The following is a 22,824-nucleotide window of genomic DNA, read 5'->3' on the forward strand; positions in this document are numbered from 1 at the left end:
CATTGTTCCAGATAAAATCGCATTCGCAGGTTTCACGAGCGCCTCGCGCTCGAGCGGGAGCAAGCTCCCTCGCCACAGTTGCGTCAGGTGCGGTGGGACTGTTGGTAATCCGCCAGGGCCGGCAGCAATTGCTTGTCGATCGCCTGGCGCACCGCCGGCTGGATACTGGCGCCGCTGGTGTACATGTCCTTGACCATCTTGCGCAGTTCAAACGCGCGAACATTATCCAGACCACGCACAGCGCACTCACAGGCCTGATCGGCCGTGGTGCCGCTCGGCACCTGAATGCCCAAGGCCTTGAGCTGGCCCAGCAGATCTTCCTGGTCAATCAAATCGGCGTACATCATCACGCAAATCCTTCTGTGGCAACGGAGGTCTTGGATCGATTCTGGTAGCCACGGCCGGGCGCGGCAAGGGCGATTTGTCGCAGTGACTATGACGACTATGAACAGGTCGTTTTCGGCTAACTGAGCCGCTTGGCGAGTGGGCACACTGACTCCAGCTCGCTTCACGAAGGTTTGGTCACCCTCGCCTGGGCAGCTCCTCGACAGTACCCTCCTCAGCTCCGATCCTGTCACGGCTTGATCGGGGTTTTTTTTGCCTGTGAATCAGCCAGAGATTTGTTGTTCCCGCTGACGCTTTCGCGAGCAGGCTCGCTCCCACTTTGGAATGCGTTCCCCTGTGGGAGCGAGCCTGACTCCGGGCGGCGTTCCGACGAAGAACGCTGACGCGGTCTAACGTTGCAACACCAGAATCCGCGACAACAACTCATCCCGGTCGACATAGCAGCCCTGAAAATGCCGCGCGCCGGTCGCCGGATCGAACGCATTGCGCGCATGCAACGTGCGGCGATTGTCAAAGCACCACAGCTCGCCCGGATTGAGCCGCTGCATCAGACGAAACCGCGGCTCGCGCGTCATCGCCATAAACCGCCGATAGGCTCTATAGAGCAACGGCATCTGCTCCACCGAGGTATTGAACGCGCCGCGCAGAAAGTTCGCCATGCGAATCTCCGCGACCCGGCCCAGCGCATCCAGCGCAATGATCGGCGCCAGACAGCGGTAGTCGCTGTGCCGATCCTTGTTGCGAAATTCCACGGGGATTTCACAGAGCGCCTGAAACGAGGCTGGGTCTTCACTGCGCAACGCATCGGCAATCGCAAAACCGTCGACGAAAATACTTTCGCCACCTTCGGCATCGTTCATCAGGCAATGCAGAAATTGCAGCCCCGGTTGCAACTCGCGAGTCGGCAAATCCGTGTGCAAGGGCAGGTTGAAAGCGGTATAGGCATTGCTGTCGGCATCGGCTTTGGATTGCACGTTGAACAGCACGCCGAAATTGCTTTCGCGGATGAACGAGATGCGTTGGGCGATGAGTTTCAGCGAGCCGGGTGCGGTGGGCACGCCGCGCACCTGGGTCAGGCCGATGTCACGCACGGCAATCAGCCATTGCAGCAAAGCCGCCGGGTCTTCCATCAACGCCGTGTACTCGAACACCGGCAACTGCAAATCGCTGCGCCATAAATGGCTTTGCGGTTGGCCGGCCAGGCGTTCGGCGCGCGATTGATCGTCATAGGCATGCGCCCGCAGCCAGCCTGGGTCGAAACGGCTACGGTGCCCATCGTGCCAGTCGAGGCACAGGCAGCCCTCGGCATCGATGTGCGCGGCAGTCGGTTGCAGATCGTCGGGCGCATCGACAATTTCGAAGACCTGCTCGCGGGTGACGCTGTAGACGCACTGTTGGCACGGGCAGTTGTCCCGTAGCCAGACATGGTGAAACGGGCTGATGCGCCCGTCCGCCCATTCGACGGCAACGTGATCGGCCAGGGTCTGCACGCTACCGAGCGCGCTGATCAACGGATAAGTACGAAAATCGGCAACAACGGCGGCGGTGTTCATGGCGGCTCCTTGGCGATGGGCGGATTTACCGGGCGGGTGGCAGGGCGATGACGCGACCGAGGTAAGCGGGGGCGGGCAGGTCGGTTTGATCAGCGACGATAGCTTGCAGGCGGTGCAGCGTGTCTGGGCTGAACGGCGCCGAGCGCGGTCCGGCGAGGTCGACATGCAGAAGCATTTGCTCGTTGCCAGCCAGTTCCTGCTCGTCCCCGACCTTGTACAGGCTGTGATAGAGATGCAGGCGTTTGCTGTCGTGACCGATGATCTGCGTACGCACTTCGACCTCGGTGTCGAGCTTCACTTCATGCAGGTAGTTGAGGTGCAGTTCGAGGGTGAACAGCGAATGGCCGCTGGCTTCGCGGTTGTTGCTGTCCATGCCGAGGCGATCCATCAAGGCGTCGGTGGCGTAGCTGAAAATCAGCAGGTAGAAGGCGTCGCGCAGGTGGCCGTTGTAGTCGACCCAGTCGGGGATGATTCTGGTCTGGTAGGTGGTGAGGTGAGGCATGGCTGAACTCCATAAATCGCTGGCGGAACACACTTGTGGCGAGGGAGCTTGCTCCCGCTGGGCTGCGTAGCAGTCCCAAATCCTCTGAGCGCATGCGTCCGTCAGACTGCGTTCGCTGGTTTTACGACCGCTTCGCGGCCGAGCGGGAGCAAGCTCCCTCGCCACAGGGAGCTGCATTTATTCGCTGAAACTCATCCCATGCTTTTCCTTGGTGGTCTTCACCGCCTCAAGCACCGCCAGCAGGCAATCATCACGATAGCGTTCCAGCGCCGAAATGCTGTGCCGACCGAGCTGATCAGTGGTGCCATCGACCACATCATCGATCAGCTTGTCGGTCAGCTCCGGTGCCGGCAGATACGTCCACGGCAACTGCAACGCCGGGCCGAACTGCGACATGAAGTGGCGCATGCCGGCATCGCCGCCCGCCAGGGTGTAAGTCAGGAATGTGCCCATGAACGACCAGCGCAAACCGGCGCCAAAGCGGATCGCATCGTCGATCTCGCCAGTGGTCGCCACGCCGTCATTGACCAAGTGCAGCGCCTCGCGCCACAGCGCTTCAAGCAAGCGGTCGGCAATAAATCCGGGCACTTCCTTGCGCACATGCAGCGGGCGCATGCCGAGGGATTCATAGACTTGCATGGCCGCCTGGATCGCCTCGGGCGCGGTGTGCTTGCCGCCGACCACTTCCACCAGCGGCAACAGGTAGACCGGGTTGAACGGGTGCCCGACCACGCAGCGGTCCGGGTGTGTCGAACTCTCGTAGAACTCGCTGGGCAGCAGGCCCGAGGTGCTCGATCCGATCAGCGCGTCAGGTTTGGCCGCTGCGCTGATTTTGCTGTGCAGGTCCAGTTTCAGCTCCAGCCGCTCCGGGGCGCTTTCCTGAATGAAATCGGCATCACGCACGCATTCCTCGATGGTCGCGACAAAGCGTAGGCGATCCAGTGAGGCGCCCGGCGCCAGACCGTTTTTCTCCAGCGCACCCCAGGCATTCGCGACGCGTTTGCGCAGCGCCGCTTCGGCTCCCGGCGCCGGGTCCCAGGCGACCACATCCAGGCCACGGGCGAGGGCACGAGCGACCCAGCCGCTGCCGATGACACCGCTGCCGAGGGCGGCGAAGGTTTTGATTTCAGTGATAAAGCGCATGATGGATTTCCTGAAATTGGCTCGAAATCTGTAGGAGTGAGCCTGCTCGCGATAGCGGTTGTTCATCCGCTGGAGATGCTTCGGATGTACTGACGCCATCGCGAGCAGGCTCACTCCTACAAGGGAAATGGGTGTTCATTAGCCGCGCTGGGTCAGGCCCATTTTCTGGCGACCTTCTGCGGGCGTGAGTACGCGGGCACCCAGTCGGCTGAGGATTTGCGCGGCGCGTTCAACCAACTGCCCATTGGTCGCCAGTACGCCTTTGTCCAGCCACAGGTTGTCTTCAAGGCCGACCCGCACGTTGCCGCCCAGCAGCACCGCTTGCGCGGCCATCGGCATCTGCATGCGACCGATGCCGAAACCGGCCCAGACCGCGTCGGCCGGCAGGTTGTCGACCATGGCTTTCATGGTGGTGGTGTCGGCCGGCGCACCCCACGGGATGCCCAGGCATAGCTGGAACAGCGGGTTGTCGAGCAAGCCCTCCTTGATCAGCTGCTTGGCGAACCACAGGTGACCGGTGTCGAAAATTTCCAGTTCGGCCTTCACGCCCAACTCGGTGATGCGTTTGGCCCCAGCGCGCAGTTGCGCTGGCGTGGAGACGTAAATGGTGTCGCCGTCGCCAAAGTTCAGCGTGCCGCAATCGAGGGTGCAGATTTCCGGCAGCAGTTCTTCCACGTGGGCCAGACGAGTCAGCGGGCCGACCAGATCGGTGTTTGGGCCGAACTCCATCGGGTTCTCCCCGGCGCCGATTTCCAGGTCGCCGCCCATGCCGGCGGTGAGGTTGACGATGATGTCGACGTCGGCTTCGCGGATGCGCTCCATCACTTCGCGGTACAACGCCACGTCACGGCTGAACTTGCCGGTCTGCGGGTCGCGCACATGGCAGTGCACAACGGTGGCGCCGGCCCTGGCCGCTTCCACGGCGGCCGCGGCGATCTGTTTCGGGGTGACCGGCACGTGTGGACTTTTGGCGGTCGTGTCGCCAGCACCGGTAAGTGCGCAGGTGATGATGACGTCGTGGTTCATGGTGCGTTTCCTTCAGGCGTGATGGGTCTGTTCGCAGCCCGTGGCGGGGCTGCGAAGCGTCGATTTCTCGTGAGTTACTTGCTGGTCAGTTGCAGATTTTCAGCGGCCGGTTTGCCATCGAAAGTCGTTACACCTTCGAGCCAGCGCTGCTTGTCTTCGGGGTGATCCTTGAGCCACTGCTTCGCCGACTCGAAGGCATCCTTGTGATCAAGCAACGGCTGCATCATTCGGCTCTCGGATTCGGCGGTGAAGGTCAGGTTGCTCAGCAGGCGACCGATGTTCGGGCATTGCTCGGCGTACTTCGGTGCAGTGACCGTCCACACCGTGGCCATGCCTTCGTTCGGGCCAAGCGCATCTTCGCTGCCGGTCAGATAGGTCATCTGCACGTTGACGTTCATCGGGTGCGGCGCCCAGCCGAAGAACACCACGGCTTCCTTGCGGCGCACCGCGCGATCGACGGCGGCGAGCATGCCGGCCTCGCTCGACTCGACGAGCTGAAATTTGCCCAGACCGAACTGGTTCTTGGCGATCATCGCCTTGATCTGCGTGTTGGCGCCCGAGCCAGGCTCGATGCCGTAGATCTTGCCGCCCAGTTCCTTCTCGAATTTGGCGATGTCGGCGAAAGTTTTCAGGCCCTTGTCGGCCAGATAGGTCGGCACGGCGAGGGTGGCGCGAGCATCCTTGAGGTTTGGTGCATCGAGTACCTTGACTTGATTGGCCTCGACGAACGGAGTGATGGTCTGCGTCATCAGCGGGTTCCAGTAACCGAGGAACAGGTCCAGGCGCTGATCGCGAATCCCGGCGAAGATGATCTGCTGGGAGGCGCTGGTCTGTTTGGTGCTGTAGCCGAGGCCGTCGAGCAGGACCTGGGTCATGGCACTGGTGGCGATCACGTCAGTCCAGTTGACCACGCCCATGCGTACGTTCTTGCACGATGCAGGTTCGGCGGCCATGACGCCGGCGCTGAAGAAAGTGGTACCGCTGAGTGCCAGAACGCAGCTGCTGATCAGTCGTTTCATGTCGGGTTCCTCGGCAGTTCGATTATTGTGGTTTCCGGCATCTGCGCACCGGTGATGCCAAGTTACGCAGCTACGGGCCGGTGAAAGCGCACTGCGGCGACGGGCATTTGCACTGTAGCGACCTGCACGCTTGAACGGCGCCGACAATCGGCGTATCAACGAGCCACGCGTCCGCCAACCGAGTGCGTCCATGTCCCAGGATTTCTACTTTTTGCTGATGCCGGGGTTCTCCGCCATCGGCTTCATCTCCGCGATCGAACCGCTGCGCGTGGCCAACCGCTTTCGCGGCGAGCTGTATCGTTGGCATGTACTCAGCGCCGATGGCGGCGCGGTGCTGGCGAGCAACGGCATGTCGGTCAACGCCGACGCGGCGCTGGAGCCGCTGAAGAAAGGCGCGACGTTGCTGGTGGTGGCCGGGTTCGAACCGCTGAAATTCATGACGCCGGCGCTGGAGCAGTGGTTGCGCCGGCTGGATAAGGAAGGCGTGACCCTCGGCGCCATCGACACCGGCAGCTTCGTCCTCGCCGAAGCGGGCTTGCTCGATGGGCATCGCCTGACCCTGCACTGGGAAGCGATTGACGCGTTCAAGGAATCTTATCCACAGCTCAGCGTGACCCAGGAGCTGTTCGAGATCGACCGGCGGCGGATCACCTCGGCCGGTGGCACGGCGTCGATTGATTTGATGCTCGACCTGATCGCCCAGGCCCACGGCCCGCAACTGGCGATTCAGGTCAGCGAGCAATTTGTGCTGGGGCGCATTCGCCCGCGCAAAGACCACCAGCGCATGGAAGTCGCCACGCGCTACGGCATCAACAACAAGAAGCTGGTGCAGGTGATTGGCGAAATGGAACAACACAGCGAGCCGCCGCTGACCACCCTGCAACTGGCGGAATCGATCAAGGTTACGCGGCGGCAATTGGAGCGCTTGTTTCGGCTGCACCTGAACGATACGCCGAGCAACTTCTATCTACGGTTGAGGCTTGAGAAAGCCCGGCAGCTGCTGCGCCAGACCGACATGAGCGTGCTCGAAGTCAGCATCGCCTGCGGCTTTGAATCACCATCGTATTTCACCCGCAGCTATCGTGCCCGCTTTGCCCGCTGCCCCCGGGAAGACCGGCGTACCGCCCAAGCCTGAATGGTTTCAGCAACACCCTAGAACCCTGTGGGAGCGGGCTTGCCCGCGATGAGGCCAGCACATCCAACATTGTTATTGCCGGACACACCGCCATCGCGGGCAAGCCCGCTCCCACAGGTTCCAAGGTGATTTCGGGAATCGGGTTACTTCTTCACCAACGCCGAACACGCCGCCTTGTAAGCCTCATGCTGATACTTGTTCAACGTTCCCGGCAGCTCGAAATTATGCTTCTTGGCCTGCGCATTGATCGTCTGCGGCGACAACAGCGTCACTTCACAGCCATCAAGCAACTGAAACACACCCTCAATCTTGAACGTCGTCGGCCCACCGGCAAATTCACCCTTCTTGCTGCGTTTCTTGATTGCAATCCGGTCCACCGAATTCTCCCGCACAAACGACGCCACCTGCGCCGCGAACCGCCGCACATTCGCCGCCTCGTCATCGTCATCCAGGGCAATTTTCTTGGTGGCGAGAGGGACGTGACTCAACGTCGAACCGTCGAGCGCAGCCACAGCGATGATCGCTTCGCTGCCTTTGATTTCAATGCCGCAGATGTTCATGGGAGTTCCTTTGAATAAAGATGGCAGCCTACAGCTCGAGCTGACTGGCTGTGATGCCGAACGCGGCGGCGATTTTCTCGCGGGTGGCCTTGCGGGGCTTGGCGACTGTTTCCTGCTGGGCAAACGCCGGTTGCGAGATGCCCATGCGCTTGGCGACTTCTTCCTGAGTCAGGTTGAGATGTTCGCGCCAGGCACGGATCGGTGTCGCGCCGTCAACGATTCGACTGACCACCTCATGGGGAATCAGATCGGGCTGCATTTTCTGCGCGACATATTGAGCGTAGGGGATAACCACGAACGCAGGGTTACCCTCGGCGTCATTGATTATTTGAACGTCAGTAGGTGCGTTCATCACGTTTTTTGACCTCTTGAATACTGACCACTTTGATTGCGCCATCCCAGTCGAACATGACTTGATAATTGCCGACACGCAGCCGGTAAGCGTAGTCATGCCCGACCAATGCTTTCACGTTGCCAACATCGGGCATGTCGGCAAGCGCCGTGATGACGTCGCGAACCTGCCCTTGGTGCACGGAATGCAACTTCAAAAGCTGCTTAACAGCTTTGCGAGTCCAGTGGATGCTGTTCATAGAAGAATATAAGTCTTTTATAAGATTCGCGAATCTTTGCTTATATTTTTCCAGTGACCAATAAACAAGCGATGTCAGCATGTTGCGTGGACACTTCCCTGATGGCTATTCAAGCAAGGCGTGCCGGCTCGATCGCAATGCGGTGGTTGAGGATGAAGTCAATCACTCCTGCCCAATCGACTCCAAAAACTCCGACCGTTCATCACTCATCCGCGCCACGCAGTCATTCTGCGCAATGGTGAACGCCTTACTTCCCGCCGTTGCCGGGAACGCTTCCACCGCGCAATCCGCATCGCGGGTTTTCAGCCATTGCTGCTGTGCCGTCTTCAATTTGGCAGTTATATCCGCCAACTGGGTCGGGTTCTTGCCGTACGCGGTCTGCAGGCGTTCGTTGAGGCTGGCGTAGTTGTCTTTGAGCAGGTCTTCGGCAGTGGTGCGGCTGTAGGCCGAGCATTCCAGGGTCTGGATGTCGTTTTCCACCGCGTCGCACGGGTTGTTCTCGGATTCTTCAGCGGCGTGGACGCCGGTCGCAATCAGTGCCAGGGCGAGGAAGATCGATTTCATTGAGGTCGCTCTAATCCAGTGGTGTGTGCAGGATGCGGCAGATTCTGGCGCAAGCGCGCAGGCTTGAACAGGTCACCGAGCGCAGCGGCTGACGACCCTTTGTCGCGGATTGACGCTTTCGGCAATTCCCCTGTCGTTTTTGCACCCGGTCGCCCCGGCACCGAGGCATATGCTGGCCCCAAAGCGCCGGCAGACGATTCGGCGCATGAATCGCCAATAAGGGGACGCCTGATGAGCCCAGCCGAATTACACGCCGACAGCATCGTTATCGACGGTCTGATCATTGCCAAATGGAACCGCGAGCTGTTCGAAGACATGCGCAAGGGCGGTCTGACGGCAGCCAATTGCACCGTGTCGGTGTGGGAAGGCTTTCAGGCGACCGTGAACAACATTGCTGCCAGCCAGAAGCTGATCCGCGAGAACAGCGACCTGGTGATGCCGGTGCGCACCACCGCCGACATCCGTCGCGCCAAGGAGCAGGGCAAGACCGGCATCCTCTTCGGCTTCCAGAATGCTCACGCCTTTGAAGACCAGATCGGCTATGTCGAAGTGTTCAAGCAGCTCGGCGTCGGCATCGTGCAAATGTGCTACAACACCCAGAACCTGGTCGGCACCGGCTGTTACGAGCGTGACGGCGGCCTGTCGGGTTTCGGTCGCGAGATCGTCGCCGAGATGAACCGCGTCGGCGTCATGTGCGACCTGTCCCACGTCGGTTCCAAGACCTCCGAAGAAGTCATCCTCGAATCGAAAAAACCGGTGTGCTACTCGCACTGCCTGCCGTCGGGTCTCAAAGAGCACCCGCGCAACAAGTCCGATGAAGAACTGAAGTTCATTGCCGACCACGGCGGTTTCGTCGGCGTGACCATGTTCGCGCCGTTCCTCGCCAAGGGCATCGATTCGACCATCGACGATTACGCCGAAGCCATCGAATACACCATGAACATCGTCGGCGAAGACGCCATCGGCATCGGTACCGATTTCACTCAGGGCCACGGCCAGGACTTTTTCGAATACCTGACCCACGACAAGGGTTACGCCCGCCGTCTGACCAGCTTCGGCAAGATCATCAACCCGCTGGGCATCCGCACTGTCGGCGAATTCCCCAACCTCACCGAAACCCTGCTCAAGCGCGGTCACTCCGAACGCGTGGTGCGCAAGATCATGGGCGAGAACTGGGTCAATGTCTTGAAGGATGTCTGGGGCGAATAAGCCGCCGCACTTCTGAATCCTTTCCCCCGGCCATCCGCGCCGGGGGCAACAAACCAAATTTTCTGGAGTTAAGTTTCCATGGCCAAGATCGCCCCGCAATTGCCTATCGAAGTCGACAGCGAGACCGGTGTCTGGACCTCCGACGCCCTGCCGATGCTCTACGTGCCACGTCACTTCTTCGTCAACAACCACATGGGCATCGAGGAAGTGCTGGGCGCTGACGCCTACGCCGAAATCCTCTACAAGGCCGGCTACAAATCCGCCTGGCACTGGTGCGAAAAAGAAGCCGAATGCCATGGCCTGGAAGGTGTTGCGGTGTTCGAGCACTACATGAAGCGCCTGTCGCAGCGCGGCTGGGGCCTGTTCAAGATTCAGGACATCGACCTCGACAAAGGCACCGCCAGCGTCAAGCTTGAGCACTCGGCGTTTGTCTACGTCTACGGCAAGGTCGGGCGCAAGGTCGATTACATGTTCACTGGCTGGTTTGCCGGCGCCATGGATCAAATCCTTGAAGCCCGTGGCAGCAAGATCCGCACTGTGGCCGAACAAGTCTACGGAGGCTCCGAAGAGGGCCACGATGACGGCTTGTTTATCGTCAAGCCGTTGTAAGCCGAGGACCGTGCCATGGCTTTCGAAGCAATGTTCCAGCCGATCCAGATCGGCAAACTGACCATCCGCAACCGCGTGCTCAGCACTGCGCACGCCGAGGTCTACGCGACTGACGGCGGCATGACCACCGAGCGCTACGTCAAATATTACGAAGAGAAAGCCAAGGGCGGCATCGGCCTGGCGATCTGCGGCGGCTCCTCGGTGGTCGCCATCGACAGCCCGCAGCAGTGGTGGAGTTCGGTGAACCTGTCGACCGACCGGATCATTCCGCACTTCCAGAATCTGGCCGACGCCATGCACAAGCATGGCGCCAAGATCATGATCCAGATTACCCACATGGGCCGCCGCTCGCGCTGGGACGGTTTCCACTGGCCGACGCTGATGTCGCCGTCGGGCATCCGCGAACCGGTGCACCGCGCCACTTGCAAGACCATCGAGCCGGAAGAAATCTGGCGGGTGATCGGCAACTACGCCCAGGCCGCTCGCCGGGCCAAGGCCGGTGGCCTTGACGGTGTTGAACTGTCGGCCGTGCACCAGCACATGATCGACCAGTTCTGGAGCCCGCGCGTCAACAAGCGCACCGACGAATGGGGCGGCAGCTTCGAAGGCCGAATGAAGTTTGGTCTGGAAGTGCTCAAAGCCGTGCGCGCCGAGGTCGGTGACGACTTCTGCGTAGGCATGCGCATCTGCGGTGATGAGTTTCACCCGGACGGCCTGTCCCACGAAGACATGAAGCAGATCGCCAAGTATTACGACGACACCGGCATGCTCGATTTCATCGGCGTGGTCGGCTCGGGTTGCGACACCCACAACACCCTGGCCAACGTCATTCCGAACATGAGTTATCCACCGGAGCCGTTCCTGCACCTGGCTGCCGGGATCAAGGAAGTGGTCAAGGTGCCGGTGCTGCACGCGCAGAACATCAAGGACCCGAACCAGGCCACGCGCATTCTCGAGGGCGGTTACGTCGACATGGTCGGCATGACCCGCGCGCACATCGCCGACCCGCACCTGATCGCCAAGATCAAGATGGGCCAGATCGACCAGATCAAGCAGTGTGTCGGCGCCAACTATTGCATCGACCGCCAGTATCAGGGGCTGGACGTGCTGTGCATCCAGAACGCCGCCACTTCCCGTGAATACATGGGCGTGCCGCACATCATCGAGAAATCCACCGGGCCGAAACGCAAGGTGGTGGTCGTCGGTGCCGGCCCGGCCGGGATGGAAGCCGCACGCGTCGCCGCCGAGCGTGGCCACGACGTGACGCTGTTCGAGAAAAAAGACTTCATCGGCGGGCAGATCACCACCGCATCGAAAGCGCCGCAGCGCGACCAGATCGCCGGTATCACCCGCTGGTTCCAGCTGGAGCTGGCGCGGCTGAAAGTCGATCTGCGCCTGGGCACGGCGGCCGATGCCGACACCATCATGGACCTGCGTCCGGATGTGGTGGTGCTGGCGGTCGGTGGTCATCCTTACCTTGAGCAGAACGAACACTGGGGCGCTGCCGAAGGACTGGTGGTGAGCAGCTGGGATGTGCTCGACGGCAAAGTCGCGCCGGGCAAGAACGTGCTGGTCTACGACACTATTTGCGAGTTCACCGGGATGTCGGTTGCCGACTTCCTCGCTGACAAGGGCAGCCAGGTCGAGATCGTCACCGACGACATCAAACCGGGCGTGGCCATCGGCGGCACCTCGTTCCCGACCTACTACCGCAGCATGTATCCCAAAGAAGTGATCATGACCGGCGACATGATGCTGGAGAAGGTCTATCGCGAGGGCGACAAACTGGTTGCGGTGCTGGAGAACGAATACACCGGTGCGAAAGAGGAGCGGGTGGTCGATCAGGTGGTCGTCGAAAACGGCGTACGCCCGGACGAGGAAATCTACTACGCCCTCAAGGACGGCTCGCGCAACAAGGGCCAGATCGACGTCGAAGCGCTGTTCGCGATCCAGCCGCAGCCTTCGCTGAGCGAGGCGGGCGACGGCTACTTGCTGTTCCGCATCGGCGACTGCGTGGCGCAGCGAAATACCCACGCCGCGATCTATGACGCACTTCGGCTCTGTAAGGATTTTTGACGGCTCAGTTGCAAGCCACAAGCTGCAAGCTGCAAGTAAAAGCACAGCCGATCCATGCTGCTCTTTCTTGCCGCTTGTAGCTTGCAGCTTGCCGCTCGCCAGAGGTGACTCTGATGTTGAACACCCTTCTTCCAATCCTGTTGTTCGCAGCCCTGGGCCTTGCTGTCCTCGGCGCGTTGCGGCGGATGAACATGTGGCGCCGGGGGCGGGCGGCGAAGGTCGATCTGCTCGGCGGTCTGCTGGCCATGCCCAAGCGCTACATGGTCGATCTGCACCACGTCGTGGCGCGGGACAAATACATTGCCAACACCCACGTCGCCACGGCGGGCGGCGCGGTGGCGTCGATTGTGCTGGCGATTCTGGTGCACGGTTTCGGCCTGCATAACCGCATCCTCGGCTATGCCTTGCTGCTGATGTCGACGGTAATGTTCGTCGGCGCGATCTTCATGTACCTGCGCCGACGCAACCCGCCGGCACGCCTGTCGAAAGGCCCGTGGATGCGCCTGCCGAAAAGCCTGCTGGCATTCTCCGCGTCGTTTTTCCTGGTGACCCTGCCGGTGGCCGGGATTCTGCCGGAGAATTTCGGTGGCTGGGTGCTGGCGGCGATTCTTGGTGTGGGCGTGTTGTGGGGCGTGACCGAATTGTTCTTCGGCATGACCTGGGGCGGGCCGATGAAACACGCCTTTGCCGGTGCCTTGCACCTGGCCTGGCACCGTCGCCCTGACCGCTTTGGTGGCGGTCGCTCGACCGGTTTGAAACCGCTCGACCTGAACAACCCCGATGCGCCGCTGGGCGTGGAAAAACCCAAGGATTTCACCTGGAACCAGTTGCTCGGTTTCGACGCCTGCGTGCAGTGCGGCAAGTGCGAAGCGGCGTGCCCGGCGTTCGCCGCCGGCCAACCGCTGAACCCGAAAAAACTGATTCAGGACATGGTGGTCGGACTCGCGGGCGGCACCGATGCCAAATTCGCCGGTAGCCCGTATCCAGGCAAGCCTGTGGGCGAGCACGGCGGCAATCCGCATCAACCGATCGTCAACGGTCTGGTCGACGCCGAAACCCTGTGGTCGTGCACCACTTGCCGCGCCTGCGTCGAGGAGTGCCCGATGATGATCGAGCACGTCGACGCCATCGTCGACATGCGTCGGCATCTGACCCTGGAAAAAGGCGCGACGCCGAACAAGGGCGCCGAAGTCCTCGAAAACCTGATCGCCACCGACAACCCTGGCGGTTTCGCTCCGGGCGGGCGAATGAACTGGGCGGCGGACTTGAACCTGAACCTGCTCAGCGAGAAGAAATCCACCGACGTGCTGTTCTGGGTCGGCGACGGCGCCTTCGACATGCGCAACCAGCGCACGTTGCGCGCGTTCGTCAAAGTGCTGAAAGCGGCGAAAATCGACTTCGCCGTGCTTGGCCTCGAAGAACGCGACAGCGGCGACGTGGCCCGGCGCCTCGGCGACGAAGCGACGTTCCAGACGCTAGCGAAACGCAATATCCAGACCCTGGCCAAATACAGCTTCAACCGCATCGTCACTTGTGATCCGCACAGTTTCCACGTGCTGAAAAACGAGTACGGCGCCTTCGACGGCAACTATCTGGTGCAGCACCACAGCACCTACATGAACGAGATCATTCAGGCTGGCGCGCTCAATCTTGGGCAGCACAAAGGCAACAGCGTGACGTATCACGATCCGTGCTACCTGGGCCGCTACAACGGCGAATACGAAGCGCCGCGTGAAGTGCTGCGTGCGCTCGGCATCGAAGTCAAAGAGATGCAACGTTCCGGTTTCCGCTCGCGCTGCTGCGGCGGCGGTGGCGGCGCGCCGATCACTGACATTCCGGGCAAGCAGCGGATTCCCGACATGCGCATGGAAGACATCCGCGAGACCGGCGCCGAACTGGTGGCCGTGGGTTGTCCACAGTGCACGGCGATGCTTGAAGGCGTGGTCGAACCTCGTCCGCTGATCAAGGACATCGCCGAACTGGTGGCCGACGCCTTGCTCGAAGACGCGGCGCCGAGCAAACCTGCCACGCCGGCCAAACGTGAACCTGCGGAGGTGCATTGATGAGCGACATTATCCGCCGCGACCCGCGCGCCGAATGGATTGCGCGTAACCGTCTGCATCCGCTGCACGCAGCGATGCAACCGGCGCAGCACAGCTGGATGGGGCCTAACGGCGTGATCCGCAAGAACCCGCACGGCATGGGATTTATCGGCCCCAACGGCATCAAGCGGATCGACCGCAGCGGCGCGCAGCAGGGCGGGGCAGTCAAACGCTCGGCCACGGTGGAAGTGCAATTGCCGCTGCATCAGGTACCGGCGCCGGCGTTTTACGTCTGCGTGGTACCGGATATGGTCGGCGGCCGCTTGAGCAGCCACGACCGCGACCTGCTCGGCCTCGCTCATCAACTCGCAGGCACCGACGGTGCAGTGTTGGCGGTGGTCTTTGGCGAGCACAAGGAAAGCGCTTTTGAAACCGCTGGCGTCGATCGCTTGCTGGTACTCGAAGGCGAAGCCTTCAGCGGTTATGCACCGGAGCAACGGGTGCTGGGCTTGCGCGCTGTGGATAACCAGTTCAACCCGCGCCATTGGTTGCTGCCCGACAGCCGCAGCGGTGGTGGCGAACTCGGTCGTCGCTTTGGCGCTGCTTTGGGCGAGCGTCCGGCGACACGGGTCTGGCAGGTCAAGGATCAAGAGTGCATCGGCCGCGCCGGTGCGGGGCTGCAGGACTTGGCGCGTCCGGTTGCGCGGTTGATTCTCGCCGCTGCCGAATGCGCCGAACCGGTCAGCGAAACCCGTCACGAAGCGTTGCCAGTGGAGTTATCCACAAGCGTGGCGCGCAGCCTGTCGCGGATCGAAGATCTCGGCGCGGTGGCGGTGGACCCAGCGGCGATTCCGATGGCCGAGGCCGAGTTCATCTTCTCCGGCGGTAACGGCGTGAAGGATTGGGCGTTGTTTCACCAGACCGCCGCTGCACTGGGCGCCACCGAAGGCGCATCGCGCGTTGCGGTGGACGATGGCTTTATGGCGCGGGATCGTCAGGTTGGCGCCTCTGGCACATGGGTCACCGCGCGGGTGTACGTCGCGGTGGGTATTTCCGGGGCGATCCAGCACCTGCAAGGCATCGGTGCCTGCGACAAGGTGGTGGCGATCAACCTTGATCCGGGCTGCGACATGATCAAACGCGCCGACCTCTCGGTGATCGGCGAAAGCGCAGAGATTCTGCGCGCACTGATCGCGGCAGTTGAGGCCTATCGCAACGACGCCAAGCGCGACGCGGCTTAAGGAAACCCTATGAACAGTAAAGTGATCAGTCTGGTCTCGATCGGCGCCCACCCGACCTCCGGCCGGCCTCGTCGCGCCGACCAGGATGCGCGCGCGGTGGAACTGGGCCTGCAACTGGCTGGGGATAACCTGCAAGTGCTGCACGCCGGCGACGTCGCCGAACCGGCACTGCGCGCCTATCTGGGCATGGGCCTGGAACAGCTGCATGTCTTGGAGCAGCCGGCCGGCGCCGATGCATTGCCGGCGCTGACCGCGTATCTGCGCGATGCCGGGGCGCAAGTGGTGCTGACCGGCAGTCAGGCGGAAACCGGTGAAGGCTCGGGGATGTTGCCGTTCCTCCTGGCTGAAGGGCTGGGCTGGCCGTTGGTGGTGGGCCTGGCGCAGGTCGAGTCGATCAATGACGGTTCGGCGCTGGTCCTGCAAGCGTTGCCGCGCGGGCAGCGACGGCGGCTGAAGGTGAAACTGCCGTTTCTGGCGACTGTGGATAACGCCGCGCCGAAACCTCGGCAGAGTGCGTATGGCCCGGCGCGACGGGGCGAATTGGCCGCCGATGACGTTGACGTGGTGGAAGACGAGTTGTTGGCCGTCGCCACGCTGCAACCCGCCAAGCCACGACCCAAGCGCTTGAAGGTGATCAAGGCCAAGAGCGGCGCGGATCGCATGAAGGCTGCGACGGCCAAGGCCAGTGGTGGCGGCGGGCAGGTGCTCAAGGGTGTCACCGCGCAGGCTGGGGCTGAAGCAATTCTGAAGCTGCTGATCGAAGAGGGCGTCGTTCGCTAGTTACCCTCTTCCAGGCACTGAACAACCCCCCGTGCGAGCGAGCCTGCTCGCGAATGCGATGGGTCAGTCGATACATGTATCAACTGACAGTCCGCTTTCGCGAGCAGGCTCGCTCCCACATTCACATTCATTCATAGTCAGTTTGTGTCGTTTACCCACAATCCCTGTTGGCGAAGCTGTGGATAACGTGTTCGCCCTTGCGCGCATCCCACGCCGTTCAAGCCTCTCAGCCATAAGATCAAAAAACAACCAGCGTAAATTGCGGATTTTTCTGACTTTTCCTCCGGGATAACTCAGGAACTTGCCCCCAATCTCTGTTGGCGCTTCTGTGGATAAGATGTTCGCTATCAGCTGTAGGCTATATGAATAAAGGCTTACACAGGTTTGATCAATTATCGACCAAATGCAGTGTTCCAGCGTTACAAGCTGGCTGAGCAAGCGCTTTTCCCCAGTTGAGCACGCTTTTCCACAAGCAAGCCAAAGTTACCCCCGATCTCTGTTGGCGCTTCTGTGGATAACATGTTCGCTCCCCGCTAGAAGCCTTTATAACCATGGCTTACAGGGCTTTGATCAAAAAACACTCAATGATTCTCGGAAACCATGCTTCTGAATAAGTCACGGTTTTTCTTTGAAAATCAGCAAGATATTTCTCGTCTCATCCACAGTTACCCCCATTTGCTGTGGGTGAGGATGTGGATAACTTGTTCGCGGAAGGCTGGAGGGCTTGGTGGGTATGGGTCGCGGGGTGATTGATCAGAAATTGTGCAATCGGGTTTGAGAAACGTGTCGTCTGTCAGGAAGCCTTCGCGAGGAAGCCCGCTCCCACAGTTGAAATGCATTCCACCTGTGGGAGCGGGCTTGCTCGCGAAGCTTTTGCTTTTAGCCTTGAACCGGAACACCTTTGAGATACGGAGCAGGTTCTGCCCCGAGGTTGTTCAACATCCGCTCGCTGTACCAATCGACGAAGTTGACCACGCCAAACTCATAAGTCTTGGAGTACGGCCCAGGCTGGTAAGCAGTGGAGTTGATCCCGCGCTGGTTTTCCTCAGCCAGACGGCGGTCCTGGTCGTTGGTCGCGTCCCACACCTGGCGCATGCGTTCGACGTCGTAATCGACACCCTCGACCGCGTCCTTGTGCACCAGCCATTTGGTGGTGACCATGGTTTCCTGCGCGCTGATGGGCCACACAGTGAAGACGATGATGTGATCGCCCATGCAGTGGTTCCACGAATGCGGCAGGTGCAGGATGCGCATCGAACCCAGATCCGGGTTCTTGATCCGGCCCATCAGTTTCGCGCAGCCCTGTTTGCCGTCGAGGGTCATCGACACAGTGCCCTTGAGCAGCGGCATGCGCACGATGCGGTTGCGCAGACCGAAACTGGCATGGGCGTAAGGGATCTTCTCGGCTTCCCAGGCGGCGGCTGAGGCGGCGACGTGGTCCTTGAACGCCTGGTCGGCGCGCGGGTCGGTGACGTCGTCCCACTCCAGCAGGGTTTTCAGCAGTTCCGGGTGCGAGGCGTTGCAGTGGTAGCACTCGCGGTTGTTTTCCAGCACCAGTTTCCAGTTGGCCTTTTCCATCAAGGTGGTGGTGATCGCCACCTTGGTGTTCTCCATGTCGTACGGTTCCATGTAATGGTTGAGCGTCGACAGGAAGTCATCGATGGCCGGCGGGTTTTCCGCCAGGCTGATGAAAATGTAGCCACCCGCGGTTTTCACGTTTACCGGTTTCAGGCCGTACTGCTTCATGTCGAAGTCGGCGCCCATCTCGGTGCCGGCGAACAACAGGCGACCATCCAGCTCGTAGGTCCACTGGTGATAATGGCAGACGAGTTTGGCGACTTTGCCTTTTTCACTGGTGCACAGGCGCGAGCCACGGTGGCGGCAGACGTTGTGAAACGCATGCACCACACCTTCGGCGCCACGAATGACGATGATCGGGTTCTTGCCGACCTGCAGGGTCAGGTAATTGCCCTTGGCCGGGATCTCGCAGGTCATGCCGGCGATCAACCACTCTTTCTGGAAGATCTCCTGCATGTCGATATCGAACAGCCGCTCGTCGCTGTAGAACGGCTGTGGCAGGGAGAAGGTGCGCTCGCGCTCCTGAAGCATTTGCGCGGTGGCCTTGCGTGCGGGTTCCAGCGGATCGCCCAGGCTGATTTTTGCGGTGACGTCCATCGATGTAATCCTCATGGCCCTCTGCGTGGCCGGCGAAAGTGGCTGATCAGGTGTGCTGCAAAACGGTTGCTACGCAAGGTGTAAAGAAGTCGTCTTGTGTTGAGGCGAGTGTGGGGCCGGCGCGGCCCGCAACCTTATCCATGGGCGACATGGCGCAATCTGTTCCCGACGCGCAACCCCCGGTGGTTGGGGGCTGGTCGCGATAAGTATGTCAATGTCGCGAATAGGTAAACGCACGCTCGGCGCTATACGCAGAATCGCCGACATGAGGCCGACAGTCGGCCGTGGAGAACAGCATGTCCAACAGCTTCCTGAATCCGGTCACCACCCAGACCTGGGCCAATGGCCGACACATTGTCCGTTGCGTCAAAGTCATCCAGGAAACCTGGGACGTGCGCACCTTCTGCTTCATGGCCGATCAGCCGATCCTGTTCTTCTTCAAGCCCGGGCAGTTCGTCACCCTTGAGCTGGAAATCGAAGGCCAGCCGATCATGCGCTCCTACACGATTTCCAGCTCGCCGTCGGTGCCGTACAGCTTTTCGGTAACGATCAAGCGCGTGCCGGGCGGCAAGGTGTCGAACTGGTTGCACGACACCCTGCATGAGGGGCAAGAGCTGGCGGTGCACGGGCCGGTCGGTCTGTTCAACGCCATGGACTTCCCGAGCCCGAAAGTCCTGTATCTGAGCGGCGGGGTCGGCATCACGCCGTGCATGTCGATGGCGCGCTGGTTCTACGACACCAACGCCAACGTCGACATGACCTTCGTGCACAGCGCGCGCTCGCCGAAAGACATCATTTACCACCGCGAGCTGGAACACATGGCTTCGCGCATCGACAACTTCAGCCTGCACCTGATCTGTGAAAAGCACGGCCTCGGCGAGCCTTGGGCCGGGTATCGCGGCTATCTGAATCACAAGATGCTCGAATTGATGGTCCCGGACTTCCTTGAGCGCGAAGTGTTCTGCTGCGGCCCGACGCCGTACATGAACGCGGTCAAACGCCTGCTGGAAGTGGCCGGTTACGACATGTCGCGTTATCACGAGGAGTCCTTCGGCGCCACGCCACCCGAGGCTCGCGCCGATGCAGTGGAACAAGCCGAACAAGCCGCCGATGCGCCGGAAATCGACGCAGCGGATCTTCATCAGGTCGAATTCACTGCCTCCGGCAAAAGCATCCGCGTGGCACCGGGCGAAACCGTGCACGCGGCGGCAGCCAAGCTTGGCCTGATGATCCCGAAAGCCTGCGGCATGGGCATTTGCGGAACGTGCAAGGTAATGAAACTGGGCGGCGAAGTGGAGATGGAGCACAACGGCGGGATTACCGAGGATGATGAGGCCGAAGGGTTTATCTTGTCGTGCTGCAGCGTGCCGAAGGGGGATGTGCGGATTGAGTTTTAATAACTGGCTCACACGAACCTGAGCCGACCGTTCCCACGCGCAGCAAAGGAATGCAGCCCGGGACGCTCCGCGTCCCATTTCAATACCAGCGCTGAACCTCAATCATTCCCTCAATTCCCGCGTAGTTCCGGGCACTCGAATAACGCCAGTGCTCCGGTAAATCCACATACCCGCGTTTCACCGGGTTGTTGTGAATGTAATCAAGCTTCTGACGCATCACTGATTCGCTGTAGACCATCTCCGCGTGCGCACCTTCCTGCCACAGCTGATACACCCGGTCCTGTTTGTGCGCACGCTTGCTGAGGCGCAGACGCTGCAAGGCTTTGTCGGCGCCTTTGGTTTGCAAGTCGTTGATGATCTGTCGCGCAGTGAAGGACTTGAACTGGCTGAGGCATTTGCCTAGGTCAGGCGCTTGGGCAACAAAGTGAAGATGGTTTTCCAGAATCACGTAACCGTACAGTTTCAACTCGTGATGAGCCTGTTGATATCGCCAGCAATTGAGCAGGTGGTCGACGATGTATGGGCGAATGAATAACGGCAACCACTCCATGACCGTGCAGGTGAGGAAGTGTGGCTTGTCGGCTTCGGTAATCGTATAACGGCTGCGGCCCATGGGATTCTTCCTTGAATCTTGCGGTGCGACGAAGATGGAACGCGGAGCGTCCCGAGATGCATTATCACGCGGAGCGTGGGAACGATCAGGGTGGGGCGGACGGGATGTTGGCGATAGAGGGGACGTCTGGTATTGCGGTGGGAAAAGTCATTCCCGTCTAAAGATCGTTCCCACGCTCTGCGTGGGAATGCAGCCACTGACGCTCTGCGTCATAGCGGTGTTCAGCTGTCGCCAATGGTGAAGCTGGAACGCGGAGCGTCCCGAGAGGCATTCCCACGCAGAGCGTGGGAACGATCGTGACGGCCTCTTCGCGCAGGGAGGGAACTAGGCCGACATCACTTCGCGAATGTCGCGCGCCAGTTCGCGCACGCGTTCTTCTTCGGTGTCCCAGGAGCACATGAAGCGCGCGCCGCCCTTGCCGATGAAGGTGTAGAAGCGCCAGTTCTTCGCGGTCAGGGCGGCGATGGCCGGCTCGGACAGTTGCAGGAACACGCCGTTGGCCTGCACCGGGAACATCAGCTCGACGCCGGGGATGTCGCTGACCAACTCCGCCAGCAGTTGCGCGCAGTGGTTGGCGTGGCGGGCGTATTTGAGCCAGGCGTCGTTTTCCAGAATGCCGACCCACGGTGCTGACAAAAAGCGCATCTTCGACGCCAGTTGCCCGGCCTGTTTGCAGCGGTAGTCGAAGTCTTCAGCGAGTTTGTGGTTGAAGAACAGAATCGCTTCACCCACCGCCATGCCGTTCTTGGTGCCGCCGAAGCACAGCACGTCGACGCCGGCCTTCCAGGTCAGGTCGGCGGGGGAACAGCCGAGGAATGCGCAGGCGTTGGAGAAACGTGCGCCGTCCATGTGCAGGTGCAGGCCGAGTTCCTTGCAGGTGGCGCTGATGGCGCGGACTTCTTCCGGGGTGTAGACGCTGCCGACTTCGGTGGCCTGGGTCAGGGTGACCACGCGCGGTTTCGGGTAATGGATGTCCTGGCGCTTGAGCGCGACTTCGCGGATCGATTGCGGGGTGATCTTGCCGTTTTCGGTGCCGGCGATCAGCAGTTTCGAACCGTTGGAGAAAAATTCCGGGGCGCCGCATTCGTCGGTTTCGACGTGGGCGGTTTCCGAGCAGATCACGCTGTGGTAACTCTGGCACAGCGACGACAGGGCCAGCGAGTTGGCGGCGGTGCCGTTGAAGGCGAAGAACACTTCGCAGTCGGTTTCGAACAGTTTGCGGAAATGATCGGCCGCGCGGGCGGTCCATTCATCGTCGCCGTAAGCGCGCTGGTGGCCGTGGTTGGCCTGTTCCATGGCCGCCCAGGCTTCGGGGCAGATACCGGAATAGTTGTCGCTGGCGAATTGTTGGCTCTTGTCGGTCATGGCCGGCTTCCGTGATCGAAGCGCTTTTGACGCTTCGTTGGTCAATGAGGGTGCGCACTTTACCGAAGATCATCCGGGGAGCACACGGGATGTCGCTGGCAGAACTTTACAAGGACACGGGCCGATTATGCACCTGAGAAAACGCGACGGCGCCCTCGATCTGCTCAAGTGGCTGGCGCTGCTGAGCATGTTGCTCGATCACCTGCGATATGTCGGGTTCTCCGCCGATTGGCTCTACGTGCCGGGGCGGCTGGCGTTTCCGTGGTTTTGCCTGGCGATGGCGGCGAATCTGGCCCGTGACGGCAGGCGGAAAACAGAATGGCGTTATCTGGGCTGGCTGGTGCTGTTCAGCGCTGTCAGTGAAATTCCGTATCGCTTGTACATACCCGAACCTGACACCTTGAACGTAATGCCGACCCTGGCGCTGGGCCTGCTGGTCGCGCGGGGCTGGCAGGATTCAGCGCCAGTGTCGCGATTGCTCGCGTTGGCCGCGCTGGTGGCCGCGGCGGTTTTTTCAGAGCGACTGATGTTCGGCTTTTTCGGAGTGCTGCTGCCGTTGGCGATGCTGCTGGTATTTCACCGGCCATGGTCTCTCAGTGTGTTGCCGGGGCTGATTTGTCTCGCCGCGAATCAATGGCAGGTGCTGCTCGAATCGGCGCGGTTCGGCAACAGCGTGGCGATTCTCGGCCTGGCGACTTGCCTGTTGGCGCCGATGCTGGGGATGTTCTTGTTGCGACATGAGCGACATCTCCAGCCACCGCCGATGCGGCGCTGGGCTTATGCGCTTTATCCCGCGCATTTCCTCGTGCTGCTGACTCTTCGCACTGTATTGACATAGCGACTTTGTGGCGAGGGAGCTTGCTCCCGCTGGGCTGCGCAG

The 22,824-nt window shown here is 60.7% G+C and carries 22 protein-coding genes; 9 read left to right on the top strand and 13 right to left on the bottom strand.

Translation table 11 applies throughout. From position 1 onward, the window contains the following. Positions 1-83: 83 nt before the first annotated feature. From HU743_RS13880 to HU743_RS13905, 6 genes are all read right to left on the bottom strand, one after another. Positions 84-347, bottom strand: coding sequence for a hypothetical protein (locus HU743_RS13880; protein WP_186649201.1), 264 nt, complete (start codon positions 345-347; stop codon positions 84-86). A 387-nt stretch (positions 348-734) separates the two neighbouring features. Then, positions 735-1,898: a gamma-butyrobetaine dioxygenase gene (locus HU743_RS13885; protein ID WP_186649202.1), complete on the bottom strand. Its 1,164-nt coding sequence runs from the start codon at positions 1,896-1,898 to the stop codon at positions 735-737. 25 nt (positions 1,899-1,923) lie between these two features. Further along, a complete protein-coding gene (locus HU743_RS13890; protein ID WP_186649204.1) occupies positions 1,924-2,400 on the bottom strand; it encodes a thioesterase family protein in 477 nt (158 codons plus the stop codon). Between the two features lie 177 nt (positions 2,401-2,577). Continuing rightward, positions 2,578-3,543 (bottom strand): L-carnitine dehydrogenase, encoded by a 966-nt coding sequence (locus tag HU743_RS13895; protein ID WP_186649206.1) that lies wholly within the window; start codon positions 3,541-3,543, stop codon positions 2,578-2,580. Positions 3,544-3,681: 138 nt separating this feature from the next. Beyond that, positions 3,682-4,569, bottom strand: coding sequence for a 3-keto-5-aminohexanoate cleavage protein (locus HU743_RS13900; protein ID WP_186649208.1), 888 nt, complete (start codon positions 4,567-4,569; stop codon positions 3,682-3,684). A 74-nt stretch (positions 4,570-4,643) separates the two neighbouring features. Next, positions 4,644-5,588: a choline ABC transporter substrate-binding protein gene (locus tag HU743_RS13905; protein WP_186649210.1), complete on the bottom strand. Its 945-nt coding sequence runs from the start codon at positions 5,586-5,588 to the stop codon at positions 4,644-4,646. 190 nt (positions 5,589-5,778) lie between these two features. On the opposite strand from HU743_RS13905, the gene HU743_RS13910 reads away from it, so the two are divergent. Then, on the top strand, positions 5,779-6,723 hold the full coding sequence (locus tag HU743_RS13910; RefSeq protein WP_186549250.1) for a GlxA family transcriptional regulator: 945 nt from the start codon (positions 5,779-5,781) through the stop codon (positions 6,721-6,723). Positions 6,724-6,866: 143 nt separating this feature from the next. Here HU743_RS13910 and HU743_RS13915 read toward each other — a convergent pair whose 3' ends face one another. From HU743_RS13915 to HU743_RS13930, 4 genes are all read right to left on the bottom strand, one after another. Then, positions 6,867-7,283, bottom strand: a complete 417-nt coding sequence (locus tag HU743_RS13915; RefSeq protein ID WP_016772815.1) for a DUF3010 family protein — start codon at positions 7,281-7,283, stop codon at positions 6,867-6,869. A gap of 28 nt (positions 7,284-7,311) precedes the next feature. After that, positions 7,312-7,635, bottom strand: a complete 324-nt coding sequence (locus tag HU743_RS13920; protein ID WP_186649212.1) for a helix-turn-helix transcriptional regulator — start codon at positions 7,633-7,635, stop codon at positions 7,312-7,314. Continuing rightward, positions 7,619-7,873 (bottom strand): type II toxin-antitoxin system RelE/ParE family toxin, encoded by a 255-nt coding sequence (locus tag HU743_RS13925; protein ID WP_186649214.1) that lies wholly within the window; start codon positions 7,871-7,873, stop codon positions 7,619-7,621. Before HU743_RS13925 ends, HU743_RS13920 begins: the two co-directional genes overlap by 17 nt. Before the next feature lie 162 nt (positions 7,874-8,035). Further along, complete coding sequence (locus HU743_RS13930; protein ID WP_186549246.1) at positions 8,036-8,437, bottom strand: lysozyme inhibitor LprI family protein; 402 nt, start codon at positions 8,435-8,437, stop codon at positions 8,036-8,038. 231 nt (positions 8,438-8,668) lie between these two features. On the opposite strand from HU743_RS13930, the gene HU743_RS13935 reads away from it, so the two are divergent. The 6 genes from HU743_RS13935 to HU743_RS13960 all read left to right on the top strand — a co-directional run bounded on the left by HU743_RS13935 (position 8,669) and on the right by HU743_RS13960 (position 16,394). Further along, positions 8,669-9,646: a dipeptidase gene (locus HU743_RS13935; protein WP_027610650.1), complete on the top strand. Its 978-nt coding sequence runs from the start codon at positions 8,669-8,671 to the stop codon at positions 9,644-9,646. A gap of 78 nt (positions 9,647-9,724) precedes the next feature. After that, complete coding sequence (locus tag HU743_RS13940; RefSeq protein ID WP_186549244.1) at positions 9,725-10,255, top strand: 4-vinyl reductase; 531 nt, start codon at positions 9,725-9,727, stop codon at positions 10,253-10,255. Between the two features lie 15 nt (positions 10,256-10,270). Then, positions 10,271-12,331 carry a dimethylglycine demethylation protein DgcA gene (gene dgcA, locus HU743_RS13945; protein WP_186649216.1) on the top strand — a complete coding sequence of 687 codons (2,061 nt, stop codon included), beginning with the start codon at positions 10,271-10,273 and terminating at the stop codon, positions 12,329-12,331. Between the two features lie 113 nt (positions 12,332-12,444). Continuing rightward, positions 12,445-14,394 carry a dimethylglycine demethylation protein DgcB gene (gene dgcB, locus HU743_RS13950; protein ID WP_186649219.1) on the top strand — a complete coding sequence of 650 codons (1,950 nt, stop codon included), beginning with the start codon at positions 12,445-12,447 and terminating at the stop codon, positions 14,392-14,394. Next, complete coding sequence (locus HU743_RS13955; protein ID WP_186649221.1) at positions 14,394-15,614, top strand: electron transfer flavoprotein subunit alpha/FixB family protein; 1,221 nt, start codon at positions 14,394-14,396, stop codon at positions 15,612-15,614. The genes dgcB and HU743_RS13955 overlap by 1 nt, the downstream gene beginning before the upstream one ends. 9 nt (positions 15,615-15,623) lie before the next feature. Then, a complete protein-coding gene (locus tag HU743_RS13960; RefSeq protein ID WP_186649223.1) occupies positions 15,624-16,394 on the top strand; it encodes an electron transfer flavoprotein subunit beta in 771 nt (256 codons plus the stop codon). An 879-nt stretch (positions 16,395-17,273) separates the two neighbouring features. Here HU743_RS13960 and gbcA read toward each other — a convergent pair. Beyond that, positions 17,274-18,569 (bottom strand): glycine-betaine demethylase subunit GbcA, encoded by a 1,296-nt coding sequence (gene gbcA, locus HU743_RS13965; RefSeq protein ID WP_016772823.1) that lies wholly within the window; start codon positions 18,567-18,569, stop codon positions 17,274-17,276. A gap of 296 nt (positions 18,570-18,865) precedes the next feature. On the opposite strand from gbcA, the gene gbcB reads away from it, so the two are divergent. Next, entirely contained in the window at positions 18,866-19,966 is a 1,101-nt protein-coding gene (gene gbcB / locus HU743_RS13970) for a glycine-betaine demethylase subunit GbcB (RefSeq protein WP_186549232.1), read from the top strand. A 79-nt stretch (positions 19,967-20,045) separates the two neighbouring features. Here the strand turns inward: gbcB and HU743_RS13975 are convergent, their stop codons facing one another. Continuing rightward, a complete protein-coding gene (locus HU743_RS13975) occupies positions 20,046-20,579 on the bottom strand; it encodes a transposase (protein WP_186649225.1) in 534 nt (177 codons plus the stop codon). A 324-nt stretch (positions 20,580-20,903) separates the two neighbouring features. Beyond that, positions 20,904-21,944: a low specificity L-threonine aldolase gene (locus tag HU743_RS13980; protein WP_016772826.1), complete on the bottom strand. Its 1,041-nt coding sequence runs from the start codon at positions 21,942-21,944 to the stop codon at positions 20,904-20,906. Between the two features lie 127 nt (positions 21,945-22,071). On the opposite strand from HU743_RS13980, the gene HU743_RS13985 reads away from it, so the two are divergent. Continuing rightward, the gene (locus HU743_RS13985) at positions 22,072-22,782 is read left to right on the top strand and encodes a TraX family protein (RefSeq protein ID WP_186649227.1); all 711 of its coding nucleotides are present in this window, start codon (positions 22,072-22,074) and stop codon (positions 22,780-22,782) included. Positions 22,783-22,824 lie beyond the last annotated feature (42 nt).

Source organism: Pseudomonas sp. SWRI99 (genome assembly GCF_014270125.1).
GTDB lineage: Bacteria > Pseudomonadota > Gammaproteobacteria > Pseudomonadales > Pseudomonadaceae > Aquipseudomonas > Aquipseudomonas hamedanensis.